Source organism: Corynebacterium sp. LK2510 (genome assembly GCF_040946405.1).
In the GTDB taxonomy this organism is placed as follows: Bacteria; Actinomycetota; Actinomycetes; order Mycobacteriales; family Mycobacteriaceae; genus Corynebacterium.
Genome location: NZ_JAYWLR010000011.1, coordinates 40,615 through 67,141, shown reverse-complemented (window position 1 = coordinate 67,141; position 26,527 = coordinate 40,615). Strand labels below are relative to the sequence as shown.

Below are 26,527 nucleotides of genomic sequence, written 5' to 3'. Positions count from 1 at the left end.
CTTAGCGAGCACCCCGACATGTCCGCCCCGCCCACTAAGGTATGAGTCATGGCCACCTTCGACGCCTCGCGCATGCTCTCCTTCGACCTCGAAACCACCTCCGCCAACCCCGCTGAGGCCCGCATTGTCACCTCCGCGCTCGTGCGTATCGACGGCAGCGAGGTCTCCGCCACAGAGACCCTCGCCGACCCAGGTGTGGAGATCCCCGCCGGGGCTGCGGCTGTGCACGGCATCACCACGGAGAAAGCTCGCGCGGAGGGCCGCCCGCATGACGAGGTCCTGCGCGAAACCGTCGAGGCGATCTATCAGGGCTGGGAGGACGGGCTGACACTGATCGTGTTCAACGCCCCCTACGATCTGTCCGTTCTGCGCGCGCTCACCGGGGACTTCACCGTAACCGGCCCAGTTTACGACCCGTTGGTCATCGACCGCGCCCGGGACCGCCGCCGCGGCAAGCGCACCCTAGGCGACATGTCGGCGCACTACGGTGTGCGCTTGGACAACGCGCACGAGGCGACCTCGGACGCGATGGCGGCGGCTCGCATCGCCTGGAAGCAGGTGCGCACTCTGTGGCCAGACCTGGCGCAGATGGAGCAGGACGACCTCATGGAGTACCAGGCGGTGGAGTTCTACAAAAACGCCGTGAGCCTGCGCAAGTACTTCCAGGGGCAGGGGCGCGACGTCAGCGACTTCAATCTTTCCTGGCCGATGATCGGCTAGCTGTACAGCTAGCGCAGCCCCTCAGCCATCTCCCGGGCTGCGGCGTAGGCGCGGGCGGCGTCCAGGAGGGTGTCGGCCGGGCGCGCCCACACGTCGAGCTCCACGCCCGCCGGGTCGATCTGCAGCTGCTCGAAAAAGCGCCACAACTGCTTCGGCTCAACGGGTGCTACCGCGAGACGAGTGCCGGAATCGACGAGGCGCGCAACCGCATCCTTTTCGGCGGGTGTGTCGATGGTGGCGATATCGACGGTGAGCCAGGGGGCGTCGATAAGCGCGGGCGTGTGCAATAGGTGCGGGCCGAACGCCTCGAGGCGCTCGAGCGGCTCCGGAACCGCCGGGATGTCGTGGTAGCGGGTGGGTCCGGTGAGGCGGCCGCGCATGATGTCCTCGAGCCGCGGCTCGTCGAGCTGGAGCACGGTCACCGCACCGAAGCGCTTCTCCACTTCCGCGCGGTGTGCGCGTGTTGCCTCGAGCAGCGCCTCGGTGACGTCGCGTAGCGCGCCCGGGTCCGTGATCATGCGGTGGCCGTGGCGGGTCTCCACCTCGGCGGCAAGCGTCCACGGCCCAACAAGCTGTACCTTGACCTCTGCGACGCTGCCCCAGCATTCCTCGAGCACGTCCAGGTCGCGCGCCATCTGGTCGCGGGCACCGCGGTGCTGGCTGGCTACGCGCCACCCACGCGGGCCACGGTCGATGGGGATATCGAGCAGCGCCGCGGTGCGCCCGACGAGGTCGGACCCGATGCCGCGCTCAGGCAGCTGCGGGATGTGCGGCAGCAGGCTTTCGCTGACAACCACGTCCGCCGCCTGGGCCATGTCGGTGCCCGGCAGCTCGCCCAGACCAAACGCGCGCGGCCCCATGATTAGCGCGCCCCGCAGATGGTGCCGGAGCCAAGAACGATGTCGCCCAGCCCGTCTGGGTCCGGCAGGTAGAGCACCGCCGCCTGGCCGGGCGCGACGCCCTCGAGGGGTTCGTGAAGGGTGAGCACCATGTCGTCGCCGTCAATCACCGCGCTACAGGGCACGACACCGCCGTGGGCGCGCACCTGCACGTTCGCCTCAAATGCTCCTGTCATAGCTTCGTGCAGGACCTTCAAGCGATCGGCGCGGATCTCGTGGACTTTGAGCGCCTCACGCGGGCCGACGGTGACTTCCCCGGTTGCGGCGTCGATGGCGGTGACGTAGCGCGGCTGGCCATCAGTAGCCGGCACGCGCAGGTCGAGCCCGCGGCGCTGACCGATGGTGAACTGGAAGGCACCGTCATGTTCCTTGAGGTCGGTGCCGTCGATGTCGCGGACCATCCCGGGGCGCATGCCGATGTGCGAACCGAGAAAAGCCTGGGTGTTGCCGTCCGGGATGAAGCAGATGTCGTAGGAGTCGGGCTTGGTCGCCGTGGCGAAGCCGTGGCGGGCAGCCTCCTCGCGGATCTGGGGCTTTTCCGTGTCCCCCACCGGGAACAAGCAGTGGTCGAGCTCCGCGCGGGTGAGCACGCCGAGCACGTAGGACTGATCTTTCTTCGGGTCGGTGGAGCGGCGCAAGTTTCCCGCCTCGTCCACGATCGCGTAGTGGCCGGTGGCCACCGCGTCGAAGCCGAGGGCGAGTGCGCGCTCGAGCAGAGCCGCGAACTTAATCTTTTCGTTGCAGCGCAAACACGGGTTCGGGGTCTCACCGTGCTCGTAAGACCAGACGAAGTTGTCGATGACCTCTTCCTGGAACCGGTCGGAGAAATCCCACACGTAGAACGGGATGCCCAGCTTGTCGCAGACGCGGCGGGCGTCGGCGGAATCCTCGAGCGAACAGCACCCGCGGGCGGACTCGCGGGTGGCGCGGGCGTCGCGTGACAGCGCCAGGTGGACTCCGACGACGTCGTGACCGGCGTCCACGAGCCGCGCCGCTGCGACCGAGCTGTCCACTCCCCCGCTCATGGCCACCAGTACTCGCATGGGGCTGCAGTGTACCCTCGCTGGCTATGGCCCGACAAAGCGAGACCTACGAGATTGACAGCGGCATTGCGGAGGTTCACACCGAACCCGACGGCTCCCTTGTTCTGCTGGTCAACGGGGTGCCGAGCTCGCACATCGTGCCGGGTGAGCCGGAGCGGCTCGACTTCGAGTACATGCGCTGGATCGCCGACTTCCTCGACGATATCCGCTGCTGGGACAAGCCGCGCCTGACCCACCTCGGTGGCGGCGCGTGCACGCTGGCGCGCTACTTCGCCCACCAGTGGCGCGGGTCGCGCAACACGGTCGTCGAGATCGACGGGGAGCTCGCCATGCTCGCCCGCTCGCTTTTCGACGTCCCCCGGGCCCCCGCCGTAAAAATCCGCGTCGGCGACGCGCGAGAGGAAACGTTCGGATTCAAACCCGGCACGCGCGACGTGATCATCCGCGACGTCTTCTCCGTGGCCACCACCCCGCGCGATCTGACCACGGTGGAGTTCTACGCAGCCGCGCGGGCGTCGCTAAGCGAGACCGGCGTGTACGTGGCCAACTGCGGCTCCCACGCGGACCTGAAAGAGGCCCGCGAGGAGCTCGCCGGGATGTGCGAGGTGTGGCCGCACGTCGCCGCGATCGCCGACCCGCCGATGCTCAAGGGCCGGCGCTACGGCAACATCGTCCTCATCGGCGCCAACCGCCCGCTCGAGGCGTCACCGCAACTGACCCGCGCGCTGTTAATGGGCGCGGTTCCGGCCCAGTTCAAAGACGAGAGCTGGGCGCGTCAGCTGGCGACGACCCCGCGCCACGATCCGCCGGCTGACGGTTAGAGAGGAATTCGCGGACCACGCCCGCGTAGTCGGCGGGCTTCATTGTGGGCAGGTAGCAACTGACCACAGCCCACGCAATCGCGCCCAAGGCGAGCTCGTCGTCGTAGGCGAGGTACCAGCCGGAGTGCGTCGGGTGAAACTTGTGCTTCGAGGCGGCCAGTGAGCGGAACCCGTACAGAGGCTCGATGCTGGCGCCGGCGCGGTCTAAGATCACCTCTGGCAAAGACTCGGGCTGATCCGTCCGCGCCAGCGGCGCCCCAGACAGCGACACCCAGCCGAGCCCGAGTTCACCGGCTTTCACAGCCGTTTCCGCGAGCAGGAACTCCACTGTCGGGCGGAATCCCTCGGCGTCGCGGCGCATGAAATCTAGGGTGTAGCCCGCGATCTGCCCGGCCTCGTACACAGGCAGCCAACTGGTCACGCCGTGCAGGCGGCCCTCGTCATCGAGCGCGAGCATGAGCATCGTGTCTGCGTCGCGCAGCTCGTCGATGCCGCCCAGGGTGAAACCCATCTCCGGCAGGGATTTCTCCGCCACCCATTGTTCAGACAGCGCGACGATCTCTTTGCGGGTCGACATGTCGCACTCGGCCCAGGACGTCCACACCGCACGCACGCCCTCCTTGCCCGCGCGGTTGCGGGCGGTGCGGATGTTTTGGAACTTCTTTCCGGCAAACTCCAGGTTGTCGGTGTACAGGAGCGATTCCTCCGCGACATGGATCAGGCGAAACCCCGGGCGAGCGAAGTCGGCGCTGACCGAATACCAGGCAACGCGCCACCCCTGCGAGGCAGCGAAAGACTCGAAGGCCTCGGCGACCTCTGTCTGGCACGTCGCCTCGGTCCATACTGGGCCGCCAACAGTCACGGCAACGCCGCGGGATACGCGGTACGCAACGTAACCGTCATCTCCGTGGAAGAAGTAGCGGTTGCCGTCCCACAAGCCCATCCAGGACAGGTGGTCGCCGGTGCCGCTAGTGAGAATTCCCCGGGCCCGGGCACGCTCCGTTTCCGCCGCGGGCGACGGCGGGGAGGTCAGGGCACGGTGCACCGCATAGAGCGCGACCGCCCAAAAGACGATGCCGATCCATTCGTAAAGCAACCAGCTCGCGCTCGTGCGCGGGACAAGGTGGTGTGGCAGGAGAAGCGCCACAACCGGGGGAAGGTAGCGGTGGGGAAGCTCGGCGAGGACGGACTGGAACGTCGGAGTCGTGAGAAAGCCTCCCGGCATCGCGAAGGCGCCCCCGATCCACACAACTGCGGTGATGACGAACGCGGCGACTGCCTTGCCCAGGGCGGGAAGCCAGTCGGACTCCACGGCGAATAACCTCCGGCTCGCAACAAGGACCGCTGCAACGACCACCCAGGGCAGGACGACGAGGGCGACGTTCGCGGCGTGTAGTGCGTCTCCTGCAGGATCGGCGATCTGGGCGACGATGATCACCAGGGAGGACACGGTCATAGCGAGAGCTATCACCCGGGCCAGACGCCTGCCGCGCACGAGTCCGGCGGCCGTGATCAGGGCGAGGATGAGCGGGACGAGATTAAGCAGGAACGGGCCGAGACCGTTTTGCTGGTTGATGGCGAGCGCGTCGAGGCACTGCGGCGACGCCGCGTTGCGGCACAGGCGCGCAACCTGGTGCGAGGCCACCGTCGGCTCCCACATCAGTTGGCTCGTTGCGGCAAACGGCCCGACTGCTACGGGGCTCAGCGCGGTCACCACCGGACCCGCCGCCACAACCGCGACGAGGCCGGCCACGAGCACGCGCGCCTCGCGCAGCGAGACAGTGAACCGTGCGGGCACGGGCTGCCCGTCTCGGTGTACGAGCGCGCCGGCGGCCAAGCCGATGACGACGGCGGCGCAGGCGATGACGTCGGCAAGCGTGCCCGCGTACACAACCATTGTCCCGGTCAGCGCCAGCATGACCAGACGCAGGCGGCGCCGCCACAGAACACCCATGCCCGCCGTCGCGAATGCGAGCGGGCCGAAGATCCACGCCACGGGAGATTGGAACGTCTCATTGGTTAGATCCGCGCCCCACTGGTTGAAGCCGGCTTCCTCAACAAGCGTGGCCGCCATGAGGCCGAGGGGCACCGCAACAGCCTGGGAACACACCGCAGCCACCACAAAGGTCCGCGAACCCAGCTTCACCTCGGCGGTGGTGGCGAACAGCAGCGCCGCGAGCGTCGCAAAGACAAGACCAACTACGTGCGCGCTGGTCACACCGGATGTCGCGACGTGCCACAGCTCAGTGTCTGCGGGCAGCGTGAAGCCGAGCACCTCTGGGGCCCGGCCACGTGTGGCAGCAAAGAGCAGCCACATCAGTGCCACCAAAATTAGTGTGACGGGTGCGCGCCTAGCGAGATCTTTCATCACAAGCCTCCTCGTTGGGCAACGAAATCCATATTCTGGCGCAGCGCCGTACGCCACACCTCGTAGCTGTGCGCGCCCGGAACAGTTTCGTAGGTCGTCTCCATGCCCGCCGCGCGCGCCAGGTCGTTGAGGTGTGGCAGTGCCGCGGTGCTCATCGCATCTCTTTCCCCGGCGACGAAGCGCCCCGCGATCCCCCGATAGGTCGAGGTGCCGGCGGCGTCGGCAAGCAACGCCGCGGCGTTGACCGCTTGAAAGGCTTCCTCGTCGCCGTCGAAGAGCTCGTCGACGGTCTTGCGGTGGTTGCCCACTGACGGCTCGGACTCACCCGAGAAGCTGAGGAAGGACCCGTATGCCTCGGGGTGGTTGGCCACCACTTGAAGCGCGCATGTCGCACCGTAGCTCAGCCCGCCGACCGTCCACCGTGACTGGTCCGGGTCGACACGAAACGTCTCGTGCAGCAGCGCGGGGATGTCTTGGCTGATATAAGTCGCCACCTTAAGTCGAGGCCCGTCGACGCATCCGGGGTTGCCGGTCTCCGACCCGGTGGCATCCGCGCTGACAACGATGGGGGCTCGCCCGTCGTTGGTCGCCTGGAAGTCGTCGAGAGTTTGCGCGGCCTGGCCGTTGGTGAACCAGTCCATGGGTTTGCCGGGGTTTCCCGCCATCAACACGAGTACTGGCAGAGTCGCTCCGTGGAAATACGCTGGCGGAACGTAGACAACCGCGTCACGCATCGGGGCGGCGGGCAGCGTCACAAGCGCACCGACCTCGCGCCCGTCGAGCTGCGGCGCCTGTGACGCCTGTTCGGCAGCCTGGAATTGTTCGAGTGTAAGCGGCACAGTCACGGGAACGGGATGGAACGACCCCACCGTCGGGTACTGCTGATACTCCAGGTTGGCGGCAAGATACGCGTTAGCCATCGCGATGGCGGTCACCACGGCCAGCCAGGCCCGGCGACCGCGCTGCGTCAGCAAGGAAAAGAGCACGAATACCGCCCCGAAGCAGGTGGCGTAGAGGAACCCCGGCACCGAATCCGGGAACGGCCTCGGCCAGATGTCCAGGACGGTGTATACGAGCGCGAGAACGACACAGGCGGCCCCGAACGCCCAGGCGGTGCGCCTGTTCGGTCTCAGTAGTGCGATGAGCGTCGTCGCCGCAGCAATAACGTAGATCACCGCAGCTGCTGCTGGAGATACGAGAGAAATCGAACGGATTGCTTCCACGGTTTGTAATCTTTGTCCACATGGCCTTGTTTCCTCGCTTGCCCAGGCTTCTTCCCGATCCGTCCACAGCAACCTCTCAGCCGAGCTCCCGCACCGTCGTCGCGGTGCACGGGACCCTCGGTGAGCCCTGGGCATTCCGGCATCTCGCGCGCCAGCTGGAACAGCGCGGGATTGCCCTGATCGCCCCCGCGGTGTCGGGGCGTGCGGCGGGGCCGCTGCACGACTCGACCGTCCAGGTGGCCGAGGTGATTCGGGCCGCGTGCCAGCAGTCCCAACGCGTCGACGTCGTGGGACACTCTGCGGGTGCGTTGGTGGCGCTGAGAGCTCTGAACGCGCTCAATGAGCTTCACGACGCCTCCCCGGACGCCTCCCCCGATCCCCTCGCGCGGGTGGGCACCCTCGTCGGGGTCGGCGCATCCTGGCGGGGAACCGCGCACCGCGCCTGGTACCGCCCGGATGGGGTGGTCCGCAGGATCTTCGGCGAGGCGTTTGTCGAGCTCGAGGACGTCGCGGCCACGCCCCCGGAGGTTCCGGGGGTCCACATCGTCTCGGTCTACTCCACTGCTGATCGCGTCGTGCCCGCATGGTCGGCCACATTGGGTGAGACCATTGCCCTGCGCGGACTCAGCCACCGCGCTCTGCTGCGCCGCACCGACTCCATCCTCGCCGCCCTCGGGCTATAGCGCCGCCTACTTGCCGGCGTTGTCGAGCAGGATGAGCAGGTCGCCCACGGAGTACTCGCCGACCATCATCGTGCGCAGGTCCTCGACCGGCAGCTCGCCGCTGGTGACGAGCTCGCGAACGGTACCGGCGATGTTGCCGGCATCAAACTCGTCGAAACCGAGCTGCTGGGCGGCATCGGCGATCTGGGGAGCGGCGAGGATGCCTGTGGCCAAACCGAGGATGGCGACGACGAGGGCGGTGTTGTTTTGCTCGAGGACCTGCAGCTCGCCGGACTCAGGGGCCTGGAACGATTCCAGCACTCCGCCACCTGCGGTGAGGTTGCCGGCGGTGAAGCTCTGGAACGCGCCGCTGTCGCCGTTGAAGATGTTCTGATCGACCGGGGTGGCCACGCCTGCGACACGTCCATCGCCGGAGCGCTGCCAGAAGGAGACCTTGTCCCAACCGCCGACGGGACGCGGTGCCTGGGTCTGGTAGGCCGCGAGCCACAGCGGGTAACCGGTGAAAGCGTTGGTGTTGCCCATGCGCTCGAGCCAGAAGTAACGGTAGGTGTAGAGCATCGGCTTCGTTCCGGTGGCGCGCTCCACCTCGGTGAGAAACGCCGTGGTCCAGGCGGTGAGCTCCGCCGCTCCCAGGCCCTCGTCGACCTCGAGGTCGAGAACGGGCGGCAGTGTCAGGTCCGGGCCCGCATTGATCACGTCAGCGAAGTAGCGCGCCTGGGCGATCGGGTCCTTCGCGGGGCGCGCGTAGTGGTAGGCCCCCACCTCGACGCCAGCATCGCGTGCGGCCCGCGCGTCCTCGTCGTAGAAGACGTTCATCCAACCCTCGCCCTCAGTTGCCTTGACAAAGGCGAACTCCTGGCCACCGGGACCGGCGACGGTGAGCCAGTCGATGGGCTGGCCCTCGGGGCGCTGGTGCCCGGCGACGTCGATGCCCTGAACGAGACCCGGAATGGACAGTGCCTCGGCGGCAGTGTCGCGGATCGGGCTGAACGGAACGACAACCGCCATGCCGATGGAGAGGCAAGCGGCGGTCAGCGCGGCGAGGACGGGAGTGCGTTTCCGGTAAACGTGCATGCCCGGCATGCTATCGCATCTTCACCACTATTGGACATGCGACACACAAGTCACACAAGTAACAGGAGTCTGACGGCGGAGGCGTTAAAGCACCCCGTATTACAACGCCCCCGCCACGCGGGCACGCTCCACGATGCGCGGCAGCTCGCGCAGCACCATGTCGACGTCTTCACCGGTCGTCGTGCGGCCGAGGGTCAGCCGCAGCGCCCCCATGCCGTCGCGCGTGTCGATGCCCATCGCCTCCAACACGTGACTCATCCGGCTCACACCCGCCGAGCACGCGGAACCTGTCGAGGCCTCGATGCCGGCTGCGTCGAGAAGCATGAGCATCGCGTCCCCGTTCGCCCCGGGGAACATCACGTGCACGTGCCCCGGAAGCGTTTCGCCCTGCACCGTTACCTGCGTGTCCGGGATGGACGCGCGGATCCCGGCGACAAGGCGCTCGCACAGCGTGTCGACGTGGGCGCGCTCCTGCTCCATCTCAGCAACGGCCTCGGTCAACGCCGCCGCCGTGGCGGCCGCGGTCGCCACATCCACCGTCCCGGAGCGCAGGCCCCGCTCCTGCCCGCCGCCGAGAATCAGCGGCGCGGGTGCGGGCGTGCGCTTGGCCAGCAAGATTCCCGCACCGCGCGGGCCGCCGAACTTGTGCGCGGAGGCCGCAAGCGTCGTCGCCCCGATTTTGTGGAAATCCACCGGGATTTTGCCCACCGCTTGCACCGCATCGACGTGGACGGCCGTATCCTGCTCGGCGGCGCGCCGGGCGATCTCTGCCACCGGTTGGATCGCGCCCGTTTCGTTGTTGGCCATCATGCAGGCCGCTACCGCCGCCGGGGAGTCGAGCGCGCTGAGATCCCTGACCGCACCACCTCGCCCGACGGGCAGACACGCCACCTCTGCGCCTTCCTCGCGCTCCAGAGACAGCACCGTCTCGCGCACCGCAGGGTGCTCAATTGTCGACGCCACCACGCGCCGCGGACCCCCAGCCGACACCGCAGCACGGTAGAGGCCACGTACCGCGATGTTATCGGCCTCCGTACCGGAGCCGACGAACACAACCTCGGCAGGCTCGGCGCCGAGTGCCTGGGCGACGGCCTCGCGGGCGTCGGTAAGAGCTGAGTTGGCGCGCCGCCCCGACGCGTACTGTCCGCCAGGGTTGACGGCCCCGGCGTGCTCGACCCAGGCGTCGATGGCGCACTGGCGCATGGGGGTGGTTGCGGCGTGATCGAAGTAGGCCATGTCCCCACAGCCTAGTCCCGGCTACTGCGCTACCGGCGCCCACACCCGCGGCCCGCAGACGTAAGCCGTCGCGCCGTTGCCGACACGAGCGATGACCACCGCAGCCTGGCCCCCACCGGACAGCTTGAGCTTCTTGCGCAGCACGTCCGGGTCGACGTCGACACCGCGCACGAGAATCTCCGCTGCGCCAATACCACGCGTCTTAAGCGCCGCCTTCAACTGTTTCAGCGGCACCTCCTCGAGAAACGGAAACCCCGAGTGCCCTGGTGGGATGGTCGGGCCGGTCAGAAACGCGATGTGCGGGTCGAGCATGCTCAAGTTGTGGTGGTGCGCCCAGTGACGCACGAGGCCGGCGCGCACGACTGCGCCGTCGGGCTCGATGATGTAGTCTTGCGCGCCCGTGACGTCGACATCGTCGTTTTCCTGCGAGGTGATCCGCTCGGTGAATCCACCCACCACCACCGCCTCGCGGGCGAGGCCCTCGGACAGGCCCGGGGTGTAGAGACAGGCTTCCTTCACGCCCCCGTCGACAGAGACGATGCTGACCAGGCCCTCCCACGAGGAATAATCGATGCCCGGGGCACACTTGACCGCGAGTTCGCGACCCGACTGCGCCTGAACGAGATCTGGCAGCGGCGGCAGAAGCTTGGCCGGGTCAGTGATCCGGCGCCCGCCTGCCCGGCGCGCGGGGTCTGCAACCACCGCGGTGCGCATGTTTTTCGACGCCGCAGGTGACGTCACCGGTACGAGCGCGTCCGCACGGGCGAGCCACGCCCCGGGGCCCAGGTTGTGCCGGGCCATGAGCAGTCGCGCTGGATCGAGGTCGGAGCCGAGCCACGCCATCCCGGCCTCGCCAACGGCGACTGCCTCGGTGCCGACGGAGCAGGTGACGTCGTGGACGAACTCCACGCCCGCGCGCCGCAGCCGATCTGCGCGCACTGCGGCAACGCGGGCGGGTGTGGCCTGCTGGGCGGCGTCGGTGTCCGTGAGCCACGTTTCCGGGAATTTGCCCGCGGCAGATCGCCGGGCCGCGGCGAGCTCAAGCGCGGCGCGCGAGAGCTCCCCGAAGATTGGGGTGAGCAGCGCGCGGTCGGCAAACGCACTCGCCTTGGTCAATTGCAGCTCCCCGGCGACGGCGGAGATCTCATCGGATCGCGCGGCGAGTTCGGCAACCTCGGCCACGCTAAAACTCATGGGGCTTGCCGATCCGATCTGTGGGGGTCACGGTGAAGTACTCGCGGTAGCGCGGGTGGTTGACAGGGTCGCCGATCATTGGCGTCAGGTTCACGCCCTTGACAGCGGCGAGCACATCCTCGACGCACGAGTACCGGGAGAGGTCGAGCAGCTGCGCCCACGTCGCCGGGGCGAAGCGCACTAAGCCGGCACGCCAGCCCTCAAGCAGCAGTGCTGGCGGGAACCAGTTGGCGTCATCAGCCTCGCCGGTGACCTCCAACTGATCCTGCCCGCCGGGCGAGACCGCGATCCAGGAAAAGACGTCGAACCACGTGCCACGCTCGGATTGGCCCACCCACCGCGCGTAGGGGTGGAGCAGGTCGGCGTGGACGTTGAGCTTGTTCATCTGCAGCACGTCCGTCAGCGACAACTCATGCGACTCCAGTTGGAGGCGTTGGCTGTCGAACGCGCGGGAGTCGTTGAGCAGCACACCGTCGTCGTCGACGGCGAGCAACGTACCGGTTTCCTCAAACAGCTCGCGCACCGCGGCGAACAAAAGAGCGTGGGCCTTGTACTTCGTCACGCCGAGCTGGCGCGCCAGCGAGATTGCGGAGCGGCCGACCCACAGCTCGCCGTCGCCCCAAGAGCGGCCCGGGAAGTCGCGGCTGTCCACGCCGCCGCCGGGAAAGACCGTCATGCCCGGGAAGTTGCGCATCGTCATCACGCGCTCTTGCATCCAAACTTCGAGGCCACGTGGACTGTTGCGAGTCAGGATTACCGTGCTGGCGAGCCGGGAGCCGTTGTAGCCGAGCATGTCGAACGCATCGACCTCGTCCTTTGTGTCCTTGAGGTCCCGTCCGTCGTGGTGCGCCTGAGCCACAGACTCTCACCTCCCCACGGGTTGCACGATTCGCTGTCGCTAGCCGGCGTTGTTGGTTGATTCGGTTGGTTTCCTAGATTAGTCGCCCGATTGCGCGCGGTGGGTGCCGCCGCGGCGCACCCGCCGCGCTGAGTAGCGCCCGTCGACCTGGGTGACCTCGATGGGCTGGTGGTAGGCGCGCGAAACATTCTCTGAGGTGAGGACGTCGTCGATGAGGCCCTGGGCGACGACCTGCCCTTCGTCGAGAAGCATGGCGTGCGTGAAGCCATAGGGAATCTCTTCGACGTGGTGGGTGATCATCACAGTCGCGGGGGCGTCCGGATCGAGCGCGAGCTCGCCGAGGAAAGCCACGAGGTCCTCGCGCCCGCCGAGGTCCATCCCCGCGGCAGGTTCGTCCAGGATGAGCAACTCAGGGTTCGTCATCACAGCGCGCGCGATGAGCACGCGCTTCTTCTCGCCGTCGGAAAGCGTGCCCCACGTGCGGTCAATCAGGTGCATCGCACCGACCTGCTCGAGCACCTCGAGGGCCTGTTCATAATCCATCTCGTCGTACTCTTCGCGCCACCTACCGACGATGGCGTAGCCCGCAGAGACCACCAGGTCCTTGACCTTCTCGTCGGAGGGCACCCGCTGGGCCACGGCTGAGGACGTCAGGCCTATCGACGCCCGCAGGTCACGCATGTCCGTGCGCCCAATCCGCTCCCCCAGAACAAACGCGGTGCCGTGGGTGGGAAACTCCAGCGCCGCCGCCATGCGGATCAAGGTCGTCTTGCCTGCGCCGTTGGGCCCGATGATGACCCAGCGCTCGTCAAGTTCGACCTGCCAGTCAATCGGCCCCACGAGCGTCGCGCCACCCCGGACGAAGTCCACCCCATGGAAGTCGACCATGAGGTCCGGGTTCGGCTCGAGCGACTCCGTGGAGGCGGAGGCCGCGGGTTGGGAAGTCTGGGTGCTGGGGGTGTGGGCGTCGGAAGTCACGCCCCCCATTTTGGCCTAAATTCCGCCCGCCTGGTGGACCTTGTCCGCGCCCCGGCGCGCCAGGCGGCGCGTGGCTATTCTGGGAGGCGAATCGTGGGTGGCGAATGCCTGGGCAACGATGCCTCAGGTTGCACCACGCATACACACGCCGAGAACATCAACCCGAGTAAGGAAGTCTCCCCCGATGATTGGACGCTTTGGCATTGACGACGTCCGCCCGCAGGTCTCCGGGCGCACCCTGCCGTCGAAAGCTGTGGTCGGCGAGGTAATTCCGATCTCTGCCCTGGTGTGGCGCGAAGGCCACGACGCCGTGGCCGCCACCTTAGTTGTGACCCGCCCGGACGGTGAGCAGGATTCGGTGCACATGCAGCAGGAGGTCTACCGCCCGGACTACGTCCACGCCGTCATTGTGCCGGACACCGAGGGCCTGTGGCGCTTCCGCATCGATGCCTGGAGCAACGTCATGGCCACGTGGCGCAACGCTGTGACGAAGAAGTTCAACGCCGGGCAGACCCCCGCGGAGCTTGCCAACGACCTCGCCCACGGCGTCGAGCTGTTCGAGGCCGCCGCCGCGCAGACCCCGGCAGAGGAAAACGGGATTCTGCTCCGCGCCGCGCGCGCTCTCGCCGACGAGTCGGCGCCACTGCCCGATCGCCTCGCCCCGGGGTTGAGCGAGGACGCGCTCGAGGTGCTCGACGCTTACCCGCTGCGCGAGCTGGTCACCCGCGGTCCGGTCTGCGACATCCTCGTGGAGCGCCGCGAGGCCCTGGTCAATTCCTGGTACGAGCTGTTCCCCCGCTCCACCGGCGGCCGCGACGCAGCGGGCCGCCCCGTCCACGGTACGTGGGCCACGACCGCACAAGCACTCGACCGCGTCGCTGCAATGGGCTTTGACACCGTCTACTTCCCCCCGATCCACCCGATCGGAACCGAGAACCGCAAGGGCCGCAACAACTCGTTGACCCCGGAAGATGGCGACGTCGGCTCGCCGTGGGCCGTGGGCTCCGCCGACGGCGGCCACGACGCGTTCCACCCCGAGCTCGGTGGCGAAGACGAGTTCGTGGCAATGCTCGAACACGCCGCTGACCTCGGCCTGGAAATAGCCCTGGACTTCGCCCTCCAGGCCGCGCCCGACCACCCGTGGGCTAAGGAACACCCGGAGTTCTTCACCGTGCTTGCCGATGGCACCATTGCCTACGCCGAAAACCCGCCGAAGAAGTACCAGGACATCTACCCCATCAACTTCGACAACGCGCCGGAGACCCTGTACGAGGAGATCTACCGCGTGCTCATGTACTGGGTGGATCTGGGCATCACCACCTTCCGCGTGGACAATCCCCACACCAAGCCGGTGAACTTCTGGCACTGGCTCATCTCCACCGTGCACGAGACTCACCCCGAGGTCATCTTCCTTGCCGAGGCGTTCACCCGCGCGCCGCGCATGTACGGGCTGTCCAAGGCCGGGTTCTCCCAGTCGTACACCCACTTCACGTGGAAGACGACCAAGGCCGAGCTCACCGACTTCGCGCGCTCGCTTGTCGACGTCGCCGATGTCTCCCGCCCCAACCTCTTCGTCAACACCCCCGACATCCTTCACGCCAGCCTGCAGACAGGCGGCCCCGCGGTCTTTGCTATCCGCGCCACCCTGGCGGCGACGCTGAGCCCGCTGTGGGGCGTGTACTCCGGCTACGAACTCTACGAGTTCGAGCCCGTGCACGAGGGCAGCGAGGAATACCTCGACTCGGAGAAGTACGAGCTGCGCCCGCGCGACTTCACGGGCGCGCTCGAACGCGGAGAGTCTCTCGAGCCGTACCTGACGCTGCTCAACTCCATCCGCCGCGACAACCCGGCCCTGCAGCAGCTGCGCCAGATCCGCTTCCACGAGGCGCCCAACGACCAGATCCTCGCCTACTCCAAGGTCGACGCGATCACCGGCAACGCGGTGCTCGTCGTGGTCAACCTCGACCCCGCATCTGCACAGGAGGCAACCGTCTACGTCGATGCCGAGGCCATCGGCCTCAACCCGGGTGAGTCGTTCGTAGTCCACGACCTTGTCACCGGTGGGCGCTACACCTGGGTCGCAGGCGCCGGAAACTATGTGCGCCTCGCCCCCGACAACAACGTCGCTCACATCTTCCGGCTTCCGGACGTCAACCCGCAGCGTCGCGAAGCGCTCGCGTTCCGCCAGATTTCCGACCATGACTACCGGCCGTAACCACGATATCCGGTAGCGTCAGACAGACGAAACCCTCCCCGCAACGACCCGACACATCCCTAAGGACAAGTCCATGGGCATCGACCCGAAGCTCCTCATTCCCGAGCAAGACCTTGCTCGCCTGCTCGCCTGCAAGCACCACGCGCCCCACGACTTCTACGGCTGGCACGCCACCGGCGACGGCTCCGTGGTGCGCACGCGGATCCTCGGCGCTGAGCGAGTGGAGCTGCTCATCCACAACACTCACGTGCCGATGACCGCTACGGGCGACGACATCTGGGTCGCCGAGCTTGACGACGACCGAGCCCCCGACTACCGCCTCCACGTGACCTACCCAGGCGGAACAACGGCCATCATCGCAGACCCGTACCACTTCCTGCCCACCCTGGGATCGCTGGATCTCCACCTGATCAGCGAGGGCCGCCACGAGCGCCTCTGGGATGTCCTCGGCGCAAACGTTCGCTCCTATTCCACCACTCTCGGTGAGGTTCGCGGCACGTCCTTTGCCGTGTGGGCTCCCAACGCGCAGGGCGTGGCTGTCATCGGCGACTTCTGCGGTTGGAACCCCAACCAGTACCCGATGCGCACACTCGGTTCGTCTGGGGTGTGGGAGATCTTCATCCCGGGTATTGAACCCGGCACCTCCTACAAGTTTGCCGTTCACACGGCAGACGGGACGCGCATCGACAAGGCCGACCCCATGGCGAAGCGGACGCTGACTCCCCCGGAGACGGTCTCGGTCGTCGCCGAGCCGTCGAGCTTCGCGTGGAGCGACGACGACTGGATGCGTCAGCGCCAAGGCGTCGACGCCACGAACGCCCCCATGAGTGTCTACGAGTGCCACATCGGATCCTGGAAGCAGGGGGCGACGTATCGCACCCTGACTGAGGAGCTCGTGCCCCACCTCGTGGACCACGGCTTTACCCACGTCGAGTTCCTCCCCGTCGCCGAGCACCCCTTCGGCGGCTCCTGGGGCTACCAGGTCAGCGGCTACTACGCCCCGAGCGCGCGCTGGGGCACCCCGGACGAGTTCCGCGAGCTCGTGGACACCCTCCACGCGAACGGGATCGGCGTCATCGTCGACTGGGTCCCCGCTCACTTCCCCAAAGACGACTGGGCGCTCGCCCGCTTCGACGGCACCGCCCTCTACGAACACCCGGACTGGCGCCGCGGCGAGCAGAAGGAATGGGGCACCTACGTTTTCGACTTCGGCCGCAACGAGGTCCGCAACTTCCTCGTGGCCAATGCGCTGTACTGGTGCGAGGAGTTCCACCTCGACGGCCTGCGCGTCGACGCGGTGGCCTCTATGCTCTACCTCGACTACTCCCGACAGCCCGGCGAGTGGCTGCCCAACCAGCACGGCGGGCGCGAGAACTGGGATGCGGTGCAGTTCCTCCAAGAGATGAACGCGACGGTCCACCGCACCCACCCTGGCGTGGTCACTATCGCGGAAGAGTCCACCGCGTGGCCCGGTGTGACCGCGCAAACGTCTTCCGGCGGGCTCGGCTTCAGCCTGAAGTGGAACATGGGCTGGATGAACGACACCCTGGAATACTTCTCCCTCGACCCGATCCACCGCTCCTACCACCACAACGAGATCACCTTCTCGCTGGTCTACGCGTTTTCGGAGAAGTACGTGCTGCCGTTCTCCCACGACGAGGTCGTCCACGGCAAGGGCTCACTCTGGGACCGCATGCCTGGCGACGACTGGAACAAGGCCGCTGGCCTGCGCGCACTTTACGGCTACATGTTCTCCCACCCCGGCAAGCAGCTGATGTTTATGGGCTGCGAGTGGGGCCAGACAACCGAATGGGACGAGGCGCACTCCATCAACTGGGATAACGTCTCCGATTCCTGGGGGCACGGCTACCACCGCGACATCCAGCGCCTCGTGCGCGACCTCAACCGTGTCTACCGCGACACCCCGGCGCTGTTCTCTCAGGACAACACCCCGCTCGGGTTCCAGTGGATCAAGAGCGACGATGCCAACCGCAACGTCCTGGCGTACATCCGCTGGGGCGCCGACGGCGTACCCGTGCTCGCCGTGGTCAACCTCTCCGGAGCCTCGCACCTGGACTACCGCCTCGGGCTTCCCGAGGCCGGTAACTGGGAGATGGTTGTCAACACCGACGACGCCGTCTACGGCGGCGCCGGCAACGACCTGCCCCGTATGGTGCACACGGAGCCGACGCAGTGGGACAACTTCGAGCAGTCCGTCTCGCTCCACCTGCCCGCGATGAGTACCCAGTACTACCGCCTGGTGAGCTAATGCGTCGTTAGAACAGCGCCGAGGCCAGCTTCGTGCGGGCCTCGATCACACGGGGATCTGCGGGCTCGAACAGAGTGAACAGTTCGAGCAACCGTTCCTTCGCGCGCGGCTCGGCTTTCACCAGTGCCAACAGTCGGTCGAATGCGCGCTCCGGTGCCCCGGCAACGACCTCGGCGTCGGCGGCGTCGAGCTGCTTGTCCACGTCCGCCGGGGCCGCGTCTGCCTCTGCCAGCGGGTCGGTGGTGCGGTTCTGCGGGTCGAGGCGCTTGAGCACCGCGACGGTGGCCTTGGCCTGCTTTACCTCGGCGTTGGAGGGATCCTGCGCCAGGATCTCGTCGTAAACCGCCGTTGCCCCGTCAAAATCCCCGGCGTTGAGCAGCTCACTGGCCTGCTCCAGGCGCGGATCCTGCGCTTCGGATTCGTCTGCGCCTTCCGCGCCGCCAAGCCCCTCGAGCTGCGGGCCGACCTGGGAAACAAGCGCCGACACCCACTGTGCGAGCTGCTCGCGCGGCTGCACGCCAGGGAAGCTGGCCACCGGACGTCCCGCTGCCAGCGCCAGTGTGGTCGGTACCTGCTGCACGCCGAGCATCTGCGGCAGCATGGGGTGCTTGTCCACGTCGACGTACGCCACGCGGAAGCTGCGCTGGCCCGCGGAAAGCTCAGTAAATGTCGCCTTGAGCTGCTCGGATTCCCCCGACGCCGACGACCCGACCAGGAGAATAACCGGGATCTTCGCAGACATGCGCAACACCTCGGCCTCGAGATTGTCCTGGGTCGCGGTAATAAACGCCTGGAACTCCCCGCCGCCTGTGCCGTTGGCAGGCTCCGTCTGGTTCAGGGCCGAAAGGTCAAACGCACCAGATCCGAAATTAGCCATTGTTCTCCTCTGCCTCGAAGTGCTTGTTCAACGACTCCACCTTTTGGTGCAGCATGTCCGTGTAGCCACGGCGGATATCCGCCTTGATCACAAGAGAAACGCGCGGCGACACCGCTTCCACGGCTTGGGTGGCACGCTTGATCACGTCCATGACCTCGTCCCATTCGCCCTCGATGAGGGTAAACATCGCGTTGGTCTCGTTCGGCAGTCCAGACTCCCGAACAACGCGGACAGCCTCGGCGACCGCGCCCGACAGCTCAGCCTCCGGATTGTCAGCCACGGCAGGGGCAACAGAAAATGCAACAATCATGGCACCAAGCTTAGCGACGATCCCAGCAATGCCGGTGCCAATGCCTCCGGTCGTCTCCTCCCCGGCCGGTGTCGCGGGGTCAGGCCACAACGTGGGTAACTCCGGGCGGGATGTTCTGGTTGCACCCTGGGCAGACGTAGAACTTCACCGCCGCGGCCGACCCGATGACGCGCATCAGATATGTCTCGCCATGTGTCCACGACGGCCCCTCGACCTCGCGGGTTCCAAGAAAAGTGGAACCGTCGCGAGGCAGCCCGCGCGACGGGGTGACGTTGCTGCGTCTGTTGCGCCTAGGCATGAGTGACTCTTTCTCCAGTGTGACCTAGAACAGTCGCAGCTCGTTGGACTCAATCCCGCGCAACTCGTCGTAGTCGAGCACAAGGCAGCGAAAGCCACGGTCGGCAGCCAAAGTGCGTGCCTGAGGCTTGATCTCCTGAGCCGCGAAGACGCCCGTGACTGGCGCGAGGAGCTCGTCTCGGTTGAGCAGCTCAACGTAGCGCGTTAGCTGCTCCACGCCGTCAATTCCGCCGCGGCGCTTGACCTCCACCGCGACCGTTTTCCCGTTGGCGTCGCGGGCGAGGATGTCGACAGGACCAATCGCAGTCGGATACTCGCGTCGAACAAGCGTGTACCCCTCGCCGAGAGTGGAAATGTGCTCGGCGAGCAGCTCCTGCAGGTGCGCCTCCACCCCATCTTTGACCAAGCCCGGATCGACACCGAGCTCGACTTCGGTGTCGTGCACAACCTCCTGGATGGTGATCCGCAGCTGCTCGCCCTTCGTGTTCTCCACGATCCAGAGCCGATCCCCGGTGTCCTCCCCGTCGAGATCTTCGACCGTTTCCTCGGTCACCGTGCACGGGGGCGTCATCCAGTTCAGCGGCTTGTACGCGCGGTCGTCCGCGTGGACCGAGACGGAACCGTCAGCCTTGACCAGGATGAGACGTTTCGCACTCGGGAGGTGGGCATCAAGGCGCCCGACGTAATCGACAGAGCACTGGGCAACGAGCAAACGCATGCTGAACAGACTACCGTCTGCGCAAAGCTCCTAGCGTCCGCCCGACTTATGGGAGCGCGGATTGTTGCCACGATGATGCGCCTGGTGCTCCTGGTGGGCCCAAAACGTCAGGTCACGGCGCTCCTGGCGGCGGTCCGGTGCCGCCTCCACCCACGAAATCAGCGCCATCTGAGCGTGGCGTTGGCCAGCGAACTCGAAGCTGCCGCGGGGGCTGGTCAGCTGCAGGACCTGGCTTACTCCTGGGATGAAGTCGTGCTCCTGTGCAGTGAGCTCACGGAAGCCGTCAATGGTGATGTCTCGACGGTTCAGGATGAGGTCGTTCGTCAGCGATAGGGACCGAAGCTTGTAAAACAACAGCTCCTCCCCCTTGTAACGCAGCACCCCATGCCGCCAGCCGTGCACCCCCTGTGCAGGCAACAATCGGAAAAGGCCCGTCGCCCCAGCGTTGCGGAACCTGGTGAAGCGCCACGCCGCCGCCAACACGGCGAGAACGACGATGAGGAGAAGGAAGTACATCACATACTGCATCGATCACTCCTGCCCGATAGTCGATTGTTCTCAACAATTTTACCGCTGACGTGGATAGGAGCAACTCCATCGAGTCGCGCACTATGACAAGGACCCCCGCCCCAGTGAAGGGGCGGGGGTCCTTGCAACCAGCAGGCTGCTTTCCTAGCGGCCAGAGCTGCGGCGCACCGCGGCAAGCTCAGCCTGCGCGCGGGACTTCAGGCGGTCATCCTCGTTGTCGAGCTCAGATTCCGCCGAAGCGGAGTCGACCTCGTCGGCGAAGATGGCGTAGTCCGCCAGAATGGTCACCTTGTCTCCAGTGACGGAGAGGAAACCTCCCTGCACGGCGGCGACAATGCGCTCACCGTCGACAGGGCGGATGGTGACAACGCCGTTGTCCTTGAGCTTGCCAAGGAGCGGCTCGTGGCCGGGCAGAATGCCGATCTCACCCTCAGTGGTCTGAGCCGTGAGGATACTTGCCTGGCCGGACCAGAGCATGCGGTCGACCGAGACCAGTTGCACGGTGATTTCTGCCATGACGGGCCTCCTACTTCTCCTGCAGCTTCTTGTACTGTGCCTCGACGTCCTCGAGACCGCCAAGGTTGGAGAATGCCTGCTCCGGGTAGGCGTCGAACTCGCCCTCGCAGAGCTTGTCGAATGCGTCGATGGTCTCCTCGAGCGGCACGTAGGAACCCTCGTCGCCGGTGAACTTCTTCGCAACGAAGAAGTTCTGGCCGAGGAAGCGCTGGATCTTACGTGCGCGCATGACGGTGATCTTGTCCTCTTCGGACAGCTCGTCCATACCGAGGATGGCGATGATGTCCTGCAACTCCTTGTTCTTCTGCAGGATACCGATCACCTTCTGGGCGACGCTGTAGTGTCGCTCGCCGACGATGCCCGGCTCGAGAATACGAGAGGTCGAGGTCAGCGGGTCCACTGCAGGGTAGATACCCTTCGATGCGATGGAGCGGGAAAGCTCCGTGGTTGCATCGAGGTGGGCGAAGGTCGTCGCCGGAGCCGGGTCGGTGTAGTCGTCCGCCGGCACGTAGACGGCCTGCAGAGACGTAATCGAACGGCCCTTGGTCGAGGTGATGCGCTCCTGGAGAACACCCATCTCGTCAGCCAGGGTGGGCTGGTAGCCCACGGCAGAGGGCATACGGCCCAGAAGGGTCGAAACCTCGGAACCTGCCTGGGTGAAGCGGAAGATGTTGTCGATGAAGAGCAGCACGTCTTGGTTCTGCTCATCACGGAAGTACTCCGCCATGGTCAGGCCGGACAGGGCCACACGCATACGGACCCCGGGCGGCTCGTCCATCTGGCCGAAGACAAGGGCTGTGTCGGGAAGAACGCCCATGTCCTCCATCTCGAGGAAGAGGTCGGTGCCCTCACGGGTGCGCTCGCCGACGCCGGCGAACACGGAGGTACCGGAGAACTCGCGGGCGATACGGGTAATCATCTCCTGGATGAGAACCGTCTTGCCCACGCCCGCGCCGCCGAACAGGCCGATCTTGCCGCCCTTGACGTACGGGGTCAGAAGGTCAATGACCTTGATACCGGTCTCAAGGATCTCAGTCTTACCCTCGAGGTCCTTGAAGGCCGGCGGCTCGCGGTGGATGCCCCAGCGCTCGCCGTCAACGCCTACCGACGGGTCGTCGAGGCACTCGCCGAGAGCGTTGAAGACGTGGCCCTTGACCTGGTCGCCGACCGGAACAGAGATCGGGTTACCGGAGTCGCGGACCTGAGCGCCACGCACGAGACCGTCGGTCGGCGCCATGGCGATGGTGCGCACGAGGTTGTCACCCAGGAACTGGGCGACCTCGAGCGTGATGGTCTTGGACAGTTCGCCGAACTCAATGTCGACGTGAACAGCGTTGTACAGCTCGGGCAGCTCGCCGCGCGGGAATTCCACGTCGACGACTGCACCGATGACGCGCACGACACGGCCGTTCTCGGAACCGGCAGGGTTCTGAGTGTTCACGGCACCGGCGGACGTGGCCTGAGCCTCGGTGGTCTCAGCGCCGCCCGCCGGCTCGTCGATGCGCCCCTCGTAAGAGTGAGCAGTTGTCATGATTTAGTCACTTTCTCCGCTACCGGACAGCGCGCCAGCGCCGCCGATAATCTCGGTGATTTCCTGGGTGATTTTTGCCTGACGGGCTTGGTTGGCCTCACGCGACAGGTTGTTAGCCAGGTCTGTCGCGTTATCCGTCGCGTTCTTCATGGCGGTACGGCGCGAGGCGGACTCGCTTGCCGAGGACTCCAAGAAGATCGAGTACAGCGTCCTGGACACGTATGCCGGAAGCAGATGCTCCATCAGCGTGTCCGGATCCGGCTCGAACTCCATGTCCGGCTGGGTGGTACCACTCGTCGACAGCATGTCCTCCTGCTCGTACTCGAACTCGGAGAGAACCGGCTCGATCGGCAGCAGCTGGTGGACGCGAGCCTCCTGGGAGAGCATGGAGACGAACTCGGTGTAGACCACGTGAACCTGGTCGAAACCGCGGACACCATTCTCGCTCGTGGAGTCGACGCCATCGCGGGCTTTGACTGTGCCCTCGGAACCGGCGAGGAAGCCGTCGATAAGGTGGTGGCGCACATCGTGCGTCCCCTTCCACGACGGTTTCTGGCTCCACCCGGTCCACGATCCAGCGACATCCATGTCACGGAACTTGTAGTGGGTGACGCCCTTGCCACCAGTGACGTAGCGAACAACGTCGTAACCCGACTCTTTCAGCATGCGCTCGAGCTCCGCAGCCTTCTTGAGAACGTTGTGGTTGTAACCGCCAGCCATACCGCGGTCAGAGGTGACCACGAGGATTGCCGCGACTCGACCGTTCTCACGCTCGCGGAGCATGGGGTGGTCGAGGGAGCTCGCGGCAGCGAGGCGTTCCATGACTTTTTGCATCTCGTCGGCGTACGGCTTGGCCGCCTCGACGCGCTGCTGAGCCTTGGTGATCTGCGAAGTCGCGATCAGCTCCTGGGCCTTGGTGATCTTCTTAGTCGAGTTGACGGACCGGATACGGTCACGCAATTCGCGAAGTGTTGCCATGGTCTACTCCCCTCCTTTCCTTTCGTATTGCTTGTCCAAGTCGGTAACTACTTGGTGCGGTTGACGTTGAGCTGGTTCTTGGAAACCTCATTGGCGTCCAGGACATCAGCCTCAGGCTCGCGAACGATACGCTCGCCGTCCGAGGACTGGAAGGTGCGCGCGAACTCGTCGTTGACGCGCTTAAGCGTCTCCTGGGACTGCTCGTCGAGGGCCTTGCCACCAGCGATCTGGTCGTAGACCTCAGAAGCATTGGCGCGGAGGTGCTCGTGCAGCTCGGACTCGTAACGGCGAACGTCCTCGACGGGAACGACGTCGAAGGCGCCCTCGTTGGCGAGCCAGATCGAGATGATCTGCTGCTCGACCGGCTGCGGGGAGTTCTCCGGCTGCTTCAGTAGCTCGACCAGTCGCTGGCCACGCTCGAGCTGTCGCTTCGACGCGGCATCCAGGTCGGAGGCGAAGGCAGCGAATGACTCGAGGTCGCGGTACGCCGCGAGGTCGAGACGCAGGTTACCGGCAACCTTCTTCATGCCCTTGGTCTGCGCGGCACCACCGACACGGGAGACGGAGATACCGACGTCGATAGCCGGGCGCACACCCTGGTTGAAGAGGTCGGACTGCAGGAAGACCTGGCCGTCGGTAATCGAGATGACGTTGGTCGGAATGAAGGCTCCGACGTCGTTCGCCTTGGTCTCAATGATCGGCAGGGCGGTCAGCGAACCGGCACCGAGCTCGTCGTTAAGCTTCGCGGCGCGCTCCAGCAAACGGGAGTGCAGGTAGAACACGTCACCCGGGTATGCCTCGCGGCCCGGCGGGCGGCGCAGCAGCAGGGAGATCGCACGGTAGGCCTCAGCCTGCTTGGTCAGGTCGTCAAAGATGACCAGGACGTGCTTGCCCTGGTACATCCAGTGCTGGCCAAGGGCAGCACCGGAGAACGGTGCGAGCCACTTGAAGCCGGCGGAGTCAGACGCGGGAGCCGCCACGATGGTGGTGTACTCCAGAGCGCCGTGCTCCTCGAGGGTCGCACGGACACCTGCGATGGTGGAACCCTTCTGGCCCACGGCAACGTAGATGCATCGAACTTGCTGGGACGGGTCACCCGTCTCCCAGTAGGACTTCTGGTTCAGGATCGTGTCAATGCAGACCGCGGTCTTGCCGGTCTTGCGGTCACCGATGATCAGCTGGCGCTGACCACGCCCGATCGGCGTCATGGCGTCGATAGCCTTGATGCCGGTGGCCATCGGCTCCTCGACCGGCTGACGGTCGAGGACACCTGCGGCCTGGAGCTCAAGTGCGCGCTCCTCGGTGGACTCGATCGGGCCCAGGCCGTCAATCGGCTGGCCCAAGGGGTTAATAACGCGGCCAAGGAATTGCTCCCCGACCGGGATGGACAGGACCTCTCCGGTCCTCTTGACTTTGTCGCCCTCGGTGAGGGTCTCGAAGTTGCCCAGGACAACGACACCGATGGTGTCGGTATCAAGGTTCTGTGCGACACCGATGACACCGTTGGGGAACTCGAGCAGCTCATTCGTCATGCAGCCCGGCAGCCCAGAAACCTGGGCGATGCCGTCGGCAGCCGAAATCACCACGCCGACCTCCTCACGGGAGGCCTCCGCAGAGTAGCTCGAGGTGTAGTTCGCTATCGCGCTACGGATCTCATCGGAGGAGATCGTCAGCTCCGCCATGTTCTTCCTGCTCTCGGTAGTTTGTTCCAGCATATTTTTGTCTAGTAGGCCATGCTCGCGGCAAGGTCGGCGCGCAGACGCGTGAGCTTGCCCCGCGTCGAACCGTCGATTTCCTCGTCGCCAACCCGAATCACCATTCCGCCGAGGAGGCTGGGGTCTACCTCGGTGTGAACAGCGATGTCCTGGCCATAAATCTTCTGAAGCTTCCCGGCAAGCGTCTCGCGCTGAGACTCATCGAGAGCCTCGGCCGCGGTGACTCGAGCCACAGTCTTGCCACGCATGCCCGCGACCTCGTCCGCCACAGCGGCAAGATCATCGATCGGGTTGTGGACCGGGCGGCCGATTACCTGCAGCGCAAGAGCCTCGGTAAACATGGTCACCTTGCCGTAGAGCACGCTGGCCAGAAGGCTGCGCTTCTGCTTCGCGTCCGCAGTGCGGTCGGACAAAAGCTGCGTGAGCTCCTTCTCCCCCTCCAAGAGGAAGGAAAGCTGGAATAGCTCGCTTTCGACCTGTTCGAGCTGGCCCTGCTCCTGCGCGGCGAGCATGAGTGCGCGGCGTCCAAGGTGAATCAGACCGGAACGCATGTCGCGCGGCGTGGACCATTCCTGGCCGGCAACGAGGCGCAACACGGCCCGGGTGGGCTCTGCAACCTTCGCTCCGAAAACATCATCGAGGATGCCCTGGCGCTGCGTTGCGTCCAGCGAGGAGTCAGCTGCGGCAACGCGGAGTGCGCGTTCCTTGTCCAACTGGTCGACGACGAGGAAGAGCTCGGTGCCGATCTGCGCTGCAGTGGCGACGCGGACATCTGCTGCATCGCCGTTACCGGCATCGCGGATGAGCGCGTCGAGCTCGCGTTCGACGTTTGCCTGTGCTTCGCGGCTAGCTGCCTTCATCTCGCCTACTTCCTCGTCGAGACGTTGTCGAGCTCGGCCAGGAAGTCGTCGATCGTGTTCGAGCGGCGGGTAGAGTCCGCCAGCTCGGTGCCGAGCAGACGCTCAGCCAAGCTGATGGAGTTCTGGCCCATCTCGTTGCGCAGCTCGGAGACGACCTGCTCGCGCGATGCCTGCAGCTGCTTTTCGCCGGCTGCGACAATACGGCGGGACTCGGCCTCGGCGTTGGCGCGGGCTGCTGCCTCGATTTCCTTGCCGCGTGCACGCGCGGCTTCGCGGATCTCGGCTGCCTCGGCGCGCGCCTCGGCGAGCTCAGCGTTGTTCCTCTCCAGAGCAGCCTTGGCCTCGGCCTGGGCAACCTGAGCACGCTCAATGCCGCCCTTGATCCGGTCTTCGCGCTCCGCGAGCACTTCCTGGAACTTCGGAAGCACAAACTTCCAGAAGAGCAGGAAGACGACGATGAAGACGACCAAAGACCAAACCACGTCGTACATGGCGGGAAGAAGGATCGAGGGCTCGCTCTCGAGAGGGAGCGCGTGACCTTCCGCCGCCACAATAAAGTTAGTGACGTTTGTCATGGGTTGCTCCTGATCTAAGAAGGGGTACGAGTTGTGCGTC

24 protein-coding genes and 1 pseudogene are annotated in these 26,527 nt (G+C 65.8%); 5 read left to right on the top strand and 20 right to left on the bottom strand.

The genetic code is table 11. The features are described from left to right. Positions 1 to 48 precede the first annotated feature (48 nt). A complete protein-coding gene (locus VVR41_RS07345; RefSeq protein ID WP_321101094.1) occupies positions 49 to 720 on the top strand; it encodes a 3'-5' exonuclease in 672 nt (223 codons plus the stop codon). An 8-nt stretch (positions 721 to 728) separates the two neighbouring features. Here the strand turns inward: VVR41_RS07345 and VVR41_RS07340 are convergent, their stop codons facing one another. Continuing rightward, positions 729 to 1,580, bottom strand: a complete 852-nt coding sequence (locus VVR41_RS07340; RefSeq protein WP_368524202.1) for a methionine synthase — start codon at positions 1,578 to 1,580, stop codon at positions 729 to 731. Positions 1,581 to 1,582: 2 nt separating this feature from the next. Next, complete coding sequence (mnmA, locus tag VVR41_RS07335) at positions 1,583 to 2,662, bottom strand: tRNA 2-thiouridine(34) synthase MnmA (protein ID WP_368524201.1); 1,080 nt, start codon at positions 2,660 to 2,662, stop codon at positions 1,583 to 1,585. Positions 2,663 to 2,688: 26 nt separating this feature from the next. On the opposite strand from mnmA, the gene VVR41_RS07330 reads away from it, so the two are divergent. Next, positions 2,689 to 3,483 (top strand): spermidine synthase, encoded by a 795-nt coding sequence (locus tag VVR41_RS07330; protein ID WP_368524200.1) that lies wholly within the window; start codon positions 2,689 to 2,691, stop codon positions 3,481 to 3,483. Here VVR41_RS07330 and VVR41_RS07325 read toward each other — a convergent pair. Next, positions 3,416 to 5,851 carry a bifunctional lysylphosphatidylglycerol flippase/synthetase MprF gene (locus VVR41_RS07325; protein WP_368524199.1) on the bottom strand — a complete coding sequence of 812 codons (2,436 nt, stop codon included), beginning with the start codon at positions 5,849 to 5,851 and terminating at the stop codon, positions 3,416 to 3,418. The two genes, VVR41_RS07330 and VVR41_RS07325, sit on opposite strands and share 68 nt — an antisense overlap. Then, complete coding sequence (locus tag VVR41_RS07320) at positions 5,851 to 7,074, bottom strand: alpha/beta hydrolase (RefSeq protein ID WP_368524198.1); 1,224 nt, start codon at positions 7,072 to 7,074, stop codon at positions 5,851 to 5,853. The genes VVR41_RS07325 and VVR41_RS07320 overlap by 1 nt, the downstream gene beginning before the upstream one ends. Positions 7,075 to 7,094: 20 nt before the next feature. On the opposite strand from VVR41_RS07320, the gene VVR41_RS07315 reads away from it, so the two are divergent. Further along, positions 7,095 to 7,757 (top strand): esterase/lipase family protein, encoded by a 663-nt coding sequence (locus VVR41_RS07315; RefSeq protein WP_368524197.1) that lies wholly within the window; start codon positions 7,095 to 7,097, stop codon positions 7,755 to 7,757. Positions 7,758 to 7,763: 6 nt separating this feature from the next. Here the strand turns inward: VVR41_RS07315 and VVR41_RS07310 are convergent, their stop codons facing one another. From VVR41_RS07310 to VVR41_RS07290, 5 genes are all read right to left on the bottom strand, one after another. Next, positions 7,764 to 8,831 (bottom strand): glycoside hydrolase family 25 protein, encoded by a 1,068-nt coding sequence (locus tag VVR41_RS07310; protein WP_368524196.1) that lies wholly within the window; start codon positions 8,829 to 8,831, stop codon positions 7,764 to 7,766. Positions 8,832 to 8,930: 99 nt separating this feature from the next. Then, positions 8,931 to 10,067: a cysteine desulfurase family protein gene (locus tag VVR41_RS07305; RefSeq protein WP_368524195.1), complete on the bottom strand. Its 1,137-nt coding sequence runs from the start codon at positions 10,065 to 10,067 to the stop codon at positions 8,931 to 8,933. Between the two features lie 21 nt (positions 10,068 to 10,088). After that, positions 10,089 to 11,261: a THUMP-like domain-containing protein gene (locus VVR41_RS07300; RefSeq protein ID WP_368524194.1), complete on the bottom strand. Its 1,173-nt coding sequence runs from the start codon at positions 11,259 to 11,261 to the stop codon at positions 10,089 to 10,091. Next, entirely contained in the window at positions 11,251 to 12,054 is an 804-nt protein-coding gene (locus VVR41_RS07295) for an NUDIX domain-containing protein (RefSeq protein WP_321101122.1), read from the bottom strand. The genes VVR41_RS07300 and VVR41_RS07295 overlap by 11 nt, the downstream gene beginning before the upstream one ends. Before the next feature lie 144 nt (positions 12,055 to 12,198). Continuing rightward, complete coding sequence (locus VVR41_RS07290) at positions 12,199 to 13,107, bottom strand: ABC transporter ATP-binding protein (RefSeq protein WP_409338291.1); 909 nt, start codon at positions 13,105 to 13,107, stop codon at positions 12,199 to 12,201. A gap of 175 nt (positions 13,108 to 13,282) precedes the next feature. Between VVR41_RS07290 and VVR41_RS07285 the strand changes: the two genes are divergently transcribed. Together VVR41_RS07285 and glgB are read left to right on the top strand one after the other, a co-directional pair. Next, positions 13,283 to 15,313, top strand: coding sequence for a maltotransferase domain-containing protein (locus VVR41_RS07285; protein WP_368524193.1), 2,031 nt, complete (start codon positions 13,283 to 13,285; stop codon positions 15,311 to 15,313). Between the two features lie 73 nt (positions 15,314 to 15,386). Further along, positions 15,387 to 17,582, top strand: coding sequence for a 1,4-alpha-glucan branching protein GlgB (gene glgB / locus VVR41_RS07280; protein WP_368524192.1), 2,196 nt, complete (start codon positions 15,387 to 15,389; stop codon positions 17,580 to 17,582). Between the two features lie 7 nt (positions 17,583 to 17,589). Here glgB and VVR41_RS07275 read toward each other — a convergent pair whose 3' ends face one another. The 11 genes and pseudogenes from VVR41_RS07275 to VVR41_RS07225 all read right to left on the bottom strand — a co-directional run bounded on the left by VVR41_RS07275 (position 17,590) and on the right by VVR41_RS07225 (position 26,487). After that, on the bottom strand, positions 17,590 to 18,459 hold the full coding sequence (locus VVR41_RS07275) for a tetratricopeptide repeat protein (protein WP_368524191.1): 870 nt from the start codon (positions 18,457 to 18,459) through the stop codon (positions 17,590 to 17,592). After that, positions 18,452 to 18,769 (bottom strand): thiamine-binding protein, encoded by a 318-nt coding sequence (locus tag VVR41_RS07270; RefSeq protein WP_321102996.1) that lies wholly within the window; start codon positions 18,767 to 18,769, stop codon positions 18,452 to 18,454. The genes VVR41_RS07275 and VVR41_RS07270 overlap by 8 nt, the downstream gene beginning before the upstream one ends. A gap of 10 nt (positions 18,770 to 18,779) precedes the next feature. After that, positions 18,780 to 19,067, bottom strand: a pseudogene (locus VVR41_RS07265) (hypothetical protein). 24 nt (positions 19,068 to 19,091) lie between these two features. After that, entirely contained in the window at positions 19,092 to 19,784 is a 693-nt protein-coding gene (nucS, locus tag VVR41_RS07260) for an endonuclease NucS (protein WP_321103000.1), read from the bottom strand. A gap of 30 nt (positions 19,785 to 19,814) precedes the next feature. Beyond that, on the bottom strand, positions 19,815 to 20,312 hold the full coding sequence (locus tag VVR41_RS07255) for a DUF2550 domain-containing protein (RefSeq protein ID WP_321103002.1): 498 nt from the start codon (positions 20,310 to 20,312) through the stop codon (positions 19,815 to 19,817). 144 nt (positions 20,313 to 20,456) lie between these two features. Further along, positions 20,457 to 20,828: a F0F1 ATP synthase subunit epsilon gene (locus tag VVR41_RS07250; RefSeq protein WP_368524190.1), complete on the bottom strand. Its 372-nt coding sequence runs from the start codon at positions 20,826 to 20,828 to the stop codon at positions 20,457 to 20,459. A gap of 10 nt (positions 20,829 to 20,838) precedes the next feature. After that, complete coding sequence (gene atpD, locus VVR41_RS07245; RefSeq protein ID WP_368524189.1) at positions 20,839 to 22,359, bottom strand: F0F1 ATP synthase subunit beta; 1,521 nt, start codon at positions 22,357 to 22,359, stop codon at positions 20,839 to 20,841. A gap of 3 nt (positions 22,360 to 22,362) precedes the next feature. Beyond that, positions 22,363 to 23,337, bottom strand: coding sequence for a F0F1 ATP synthase subunit gamma (locus VVR41_RS07240; protein ID WP_368524188.1), 975 nt, complete (start codon positions 23,335 to 23,337; stop codon positions 22,363 to 22,365). A gap of 47 nt (positions 23,338 to 23,384) precedes the next feature. Next, positions 23,385 to 25,052, bottom strand: a complete 1,668-nt coding sequence (atpA, locus tag VVR41_RS07235) for a F0F1 ATP synthase subunit alpha (protein WP_368524187.1) — start codon at positions 25,050 to 25,052, stop codon at positions 23,385 to 23,387. 8 nt (positions 25,053 to 25,060) lie between these two features. Further along, entirely contained in the window at positions 25,061 to 25,912 is an 852-nt protein-coding gene (locus tag VVR41_RS07230; RefSeq protein ID WP_321103797.1) for a F0F1 ATP synthase subunit delta, read from the bottom strand. Between the two features lie 5 nt (positions 25,913 to 25,917). Continuing rightward, positions 25,918 to 26,487, bottom strand: coding sequence for a F0F1 ATP synthase subunit B (locus VVR41_RS07225; protein ID WP_368524186.1), 570 nt, complete (start codon positions 26,485 to 26,487; stop codon positions 25,918 to 25,920). Positions 26,488 to 26,527: the final 40 nt, after the last annotated feature.

Excerpts from the sequence above, each read along its gene's own strand:
- VVR41_RS07345 (WP_321101094.1), top strand. The coding sequence starts at position 49 with ATGGCCACCTTCGACGCCTCGCGCATGCTCTCCTTCGACCTCGAAACC.
- VVR41_RS07340 (WP_368524202.1), bottom strand. The coding sequence starts at position 1,580 with ATGGGGCCGCGCGCGTTTGGTCTGGGCGAGCTGCCGGGCACCGACATG.
- mnmA (WP_368524201.1), bottom strand. The coding sequence starts at position 2,662 with ATGCGAGTACTGGTGGCCATGAGCGGGGGAGTGGACAGCTCGGTCGCA.
- VVR41_RS07330 (WP_368524200.1), top strand. The coding sequence starts at position 2,689 with ATGGCCCGACAAAGCGAGACCTACGAGATTGACAGCGGCATTGCGGAG.
- VVR41_RS07325 (WP_368524199.1), bottom strand. The coding sequence starts at position 5,851 with ATGAAAGATCTCGCTAGGCGCGCACCCGTCACACTAATTTTGGTGGCA.
- VVR41_RS07315 (WP_368524197.1), top strand. The coding sequence starts at position 7,095 with ATGGCCTTGTTTCCTCGCTTGCCCAGGCTTCTTCCCGATCCGTCCACA.
- VVR41_RS07310 (WP_368524196.1), bottom strand. The coding sequence starts at position 8,831 with ATGCACGTTTACCGGAAACGCACTCCCGTCCTCGCCGCGCTGACCGCC.
- VVR41_RS07305 (WP_368524195.1), bottom strand. The coding sequence starts at position 10,067 with ATGGCCTACTTCGATCACGCCGCAACCACCCCCATGCGCCAGTGCGCC.
- VVR41_RS07300 (WP_368524194.1), bottom strand. The coding sequence starts at position 11,261 with ATGAGTTTTAGCGTGGCCGAGGTTGCCGAACTCGCCGCGCGATCCGAT.
- VVR41_RS07295 (WP_321101122.1), bottom strand. The coding sequence starts at position 12,054 with ATGCTCGGCTACAACGGCTCCCGGCTCGCCAGCACGGTAATCCTGACT.
- VVR41_RS07290 (WP_409338291.1), bottom strand. The coding sequence starts at position 13,107 with ATGGGGGGCGTGACTTCCGACGCCCACACCCCCAGCACCCAGACTTCC.
- VVR41_RS07285 (WP_368524193.1), top strand. The coding sequence starts at position 13,283 with ATGATTGGACGCTTTGGCATTGACGACGTCCGCCCGCAGGTCTCCGGG.
- glgB (WP_368524192.1), top strand. The coding sequence starts at position 15,387 with ATGGGCATCGACCCGAAGCTCCTCATTCCCGAGCAAGACCTTGCTCGC.
- VVR41_RS07275 (WP_368524191.1), bottom strand. The coding sequence starts at position 18,459 with ATGGCTAATTTCGGATCTGGTGCGTTTGACCTTTCGGCCCTGAACCAG.
- VVR41_RS07270 (WP_321102996.1), bottom strand. The coding sequence starts at position 18,769 with ATGATTGTTGCATTTTCTGTTGCCCCTGCCGTGGCTGACAATCCGGAG.
- nucS (WP_321103000.1), bottom strand. The coding sequence starts at position 19,784 with ATGCGTTTGCTCGTTGCCCAGTGCTCTGTCGATTACGTCGGGCGCCTT.
- VVR41_RS07255 (WP_321103002.1), bottom strand. The coding sequence starts at position 20,312 with ATGCAGTATGTGATGTACTTCCTTCTCCTCATCGTCGTTCTCGCCGTG.
- VVR41_RS07250 (WP_368524190.1), bottom strand. The coding sequence starts at position 20,828 with ATGGCAGAAATCACCGTGCAACTGGTCTCGGTCGACCGCATGCTCTGG.
- atpD (WP_368524189.1), bottom strand. The coding sequence starts at position 22,359 with ATGACAACTGCTCACTCTTACGAGGGGCGCATCGACGAGCCGGCGGGC.
- VVR41_RS07240 (WP_368524188.1), bottom strand. The coding sequence starts at position 23,337 with ATGGCAACACTTCGCGAATTGCGTGACCGTATCCGGTCCGTCAACTCG.
- atpA (WP_368524187.1), bottom strand. The coding sequence starts at position 25,052 with ATGCTGGAACAAACTACCGAGAGCAGGAAGAACATGGCGGAGCTGACG.
- VVR41_RS07230 (WP_321103797.1), bottom strand. The coding sequence starts at position 25,912 with ATGAAGGCAGCTAGCCGCGAAGCACAGGCAAACGTCGAACGCGAGCTC.
- VVR41_RS07225 (WP_368524186.1), bottom strand. The coding sequence starts at position 26,487 with ATGACAAACGTCACTAACTTTATTGTGGCGGCGGAAGGTCACGCGCTC.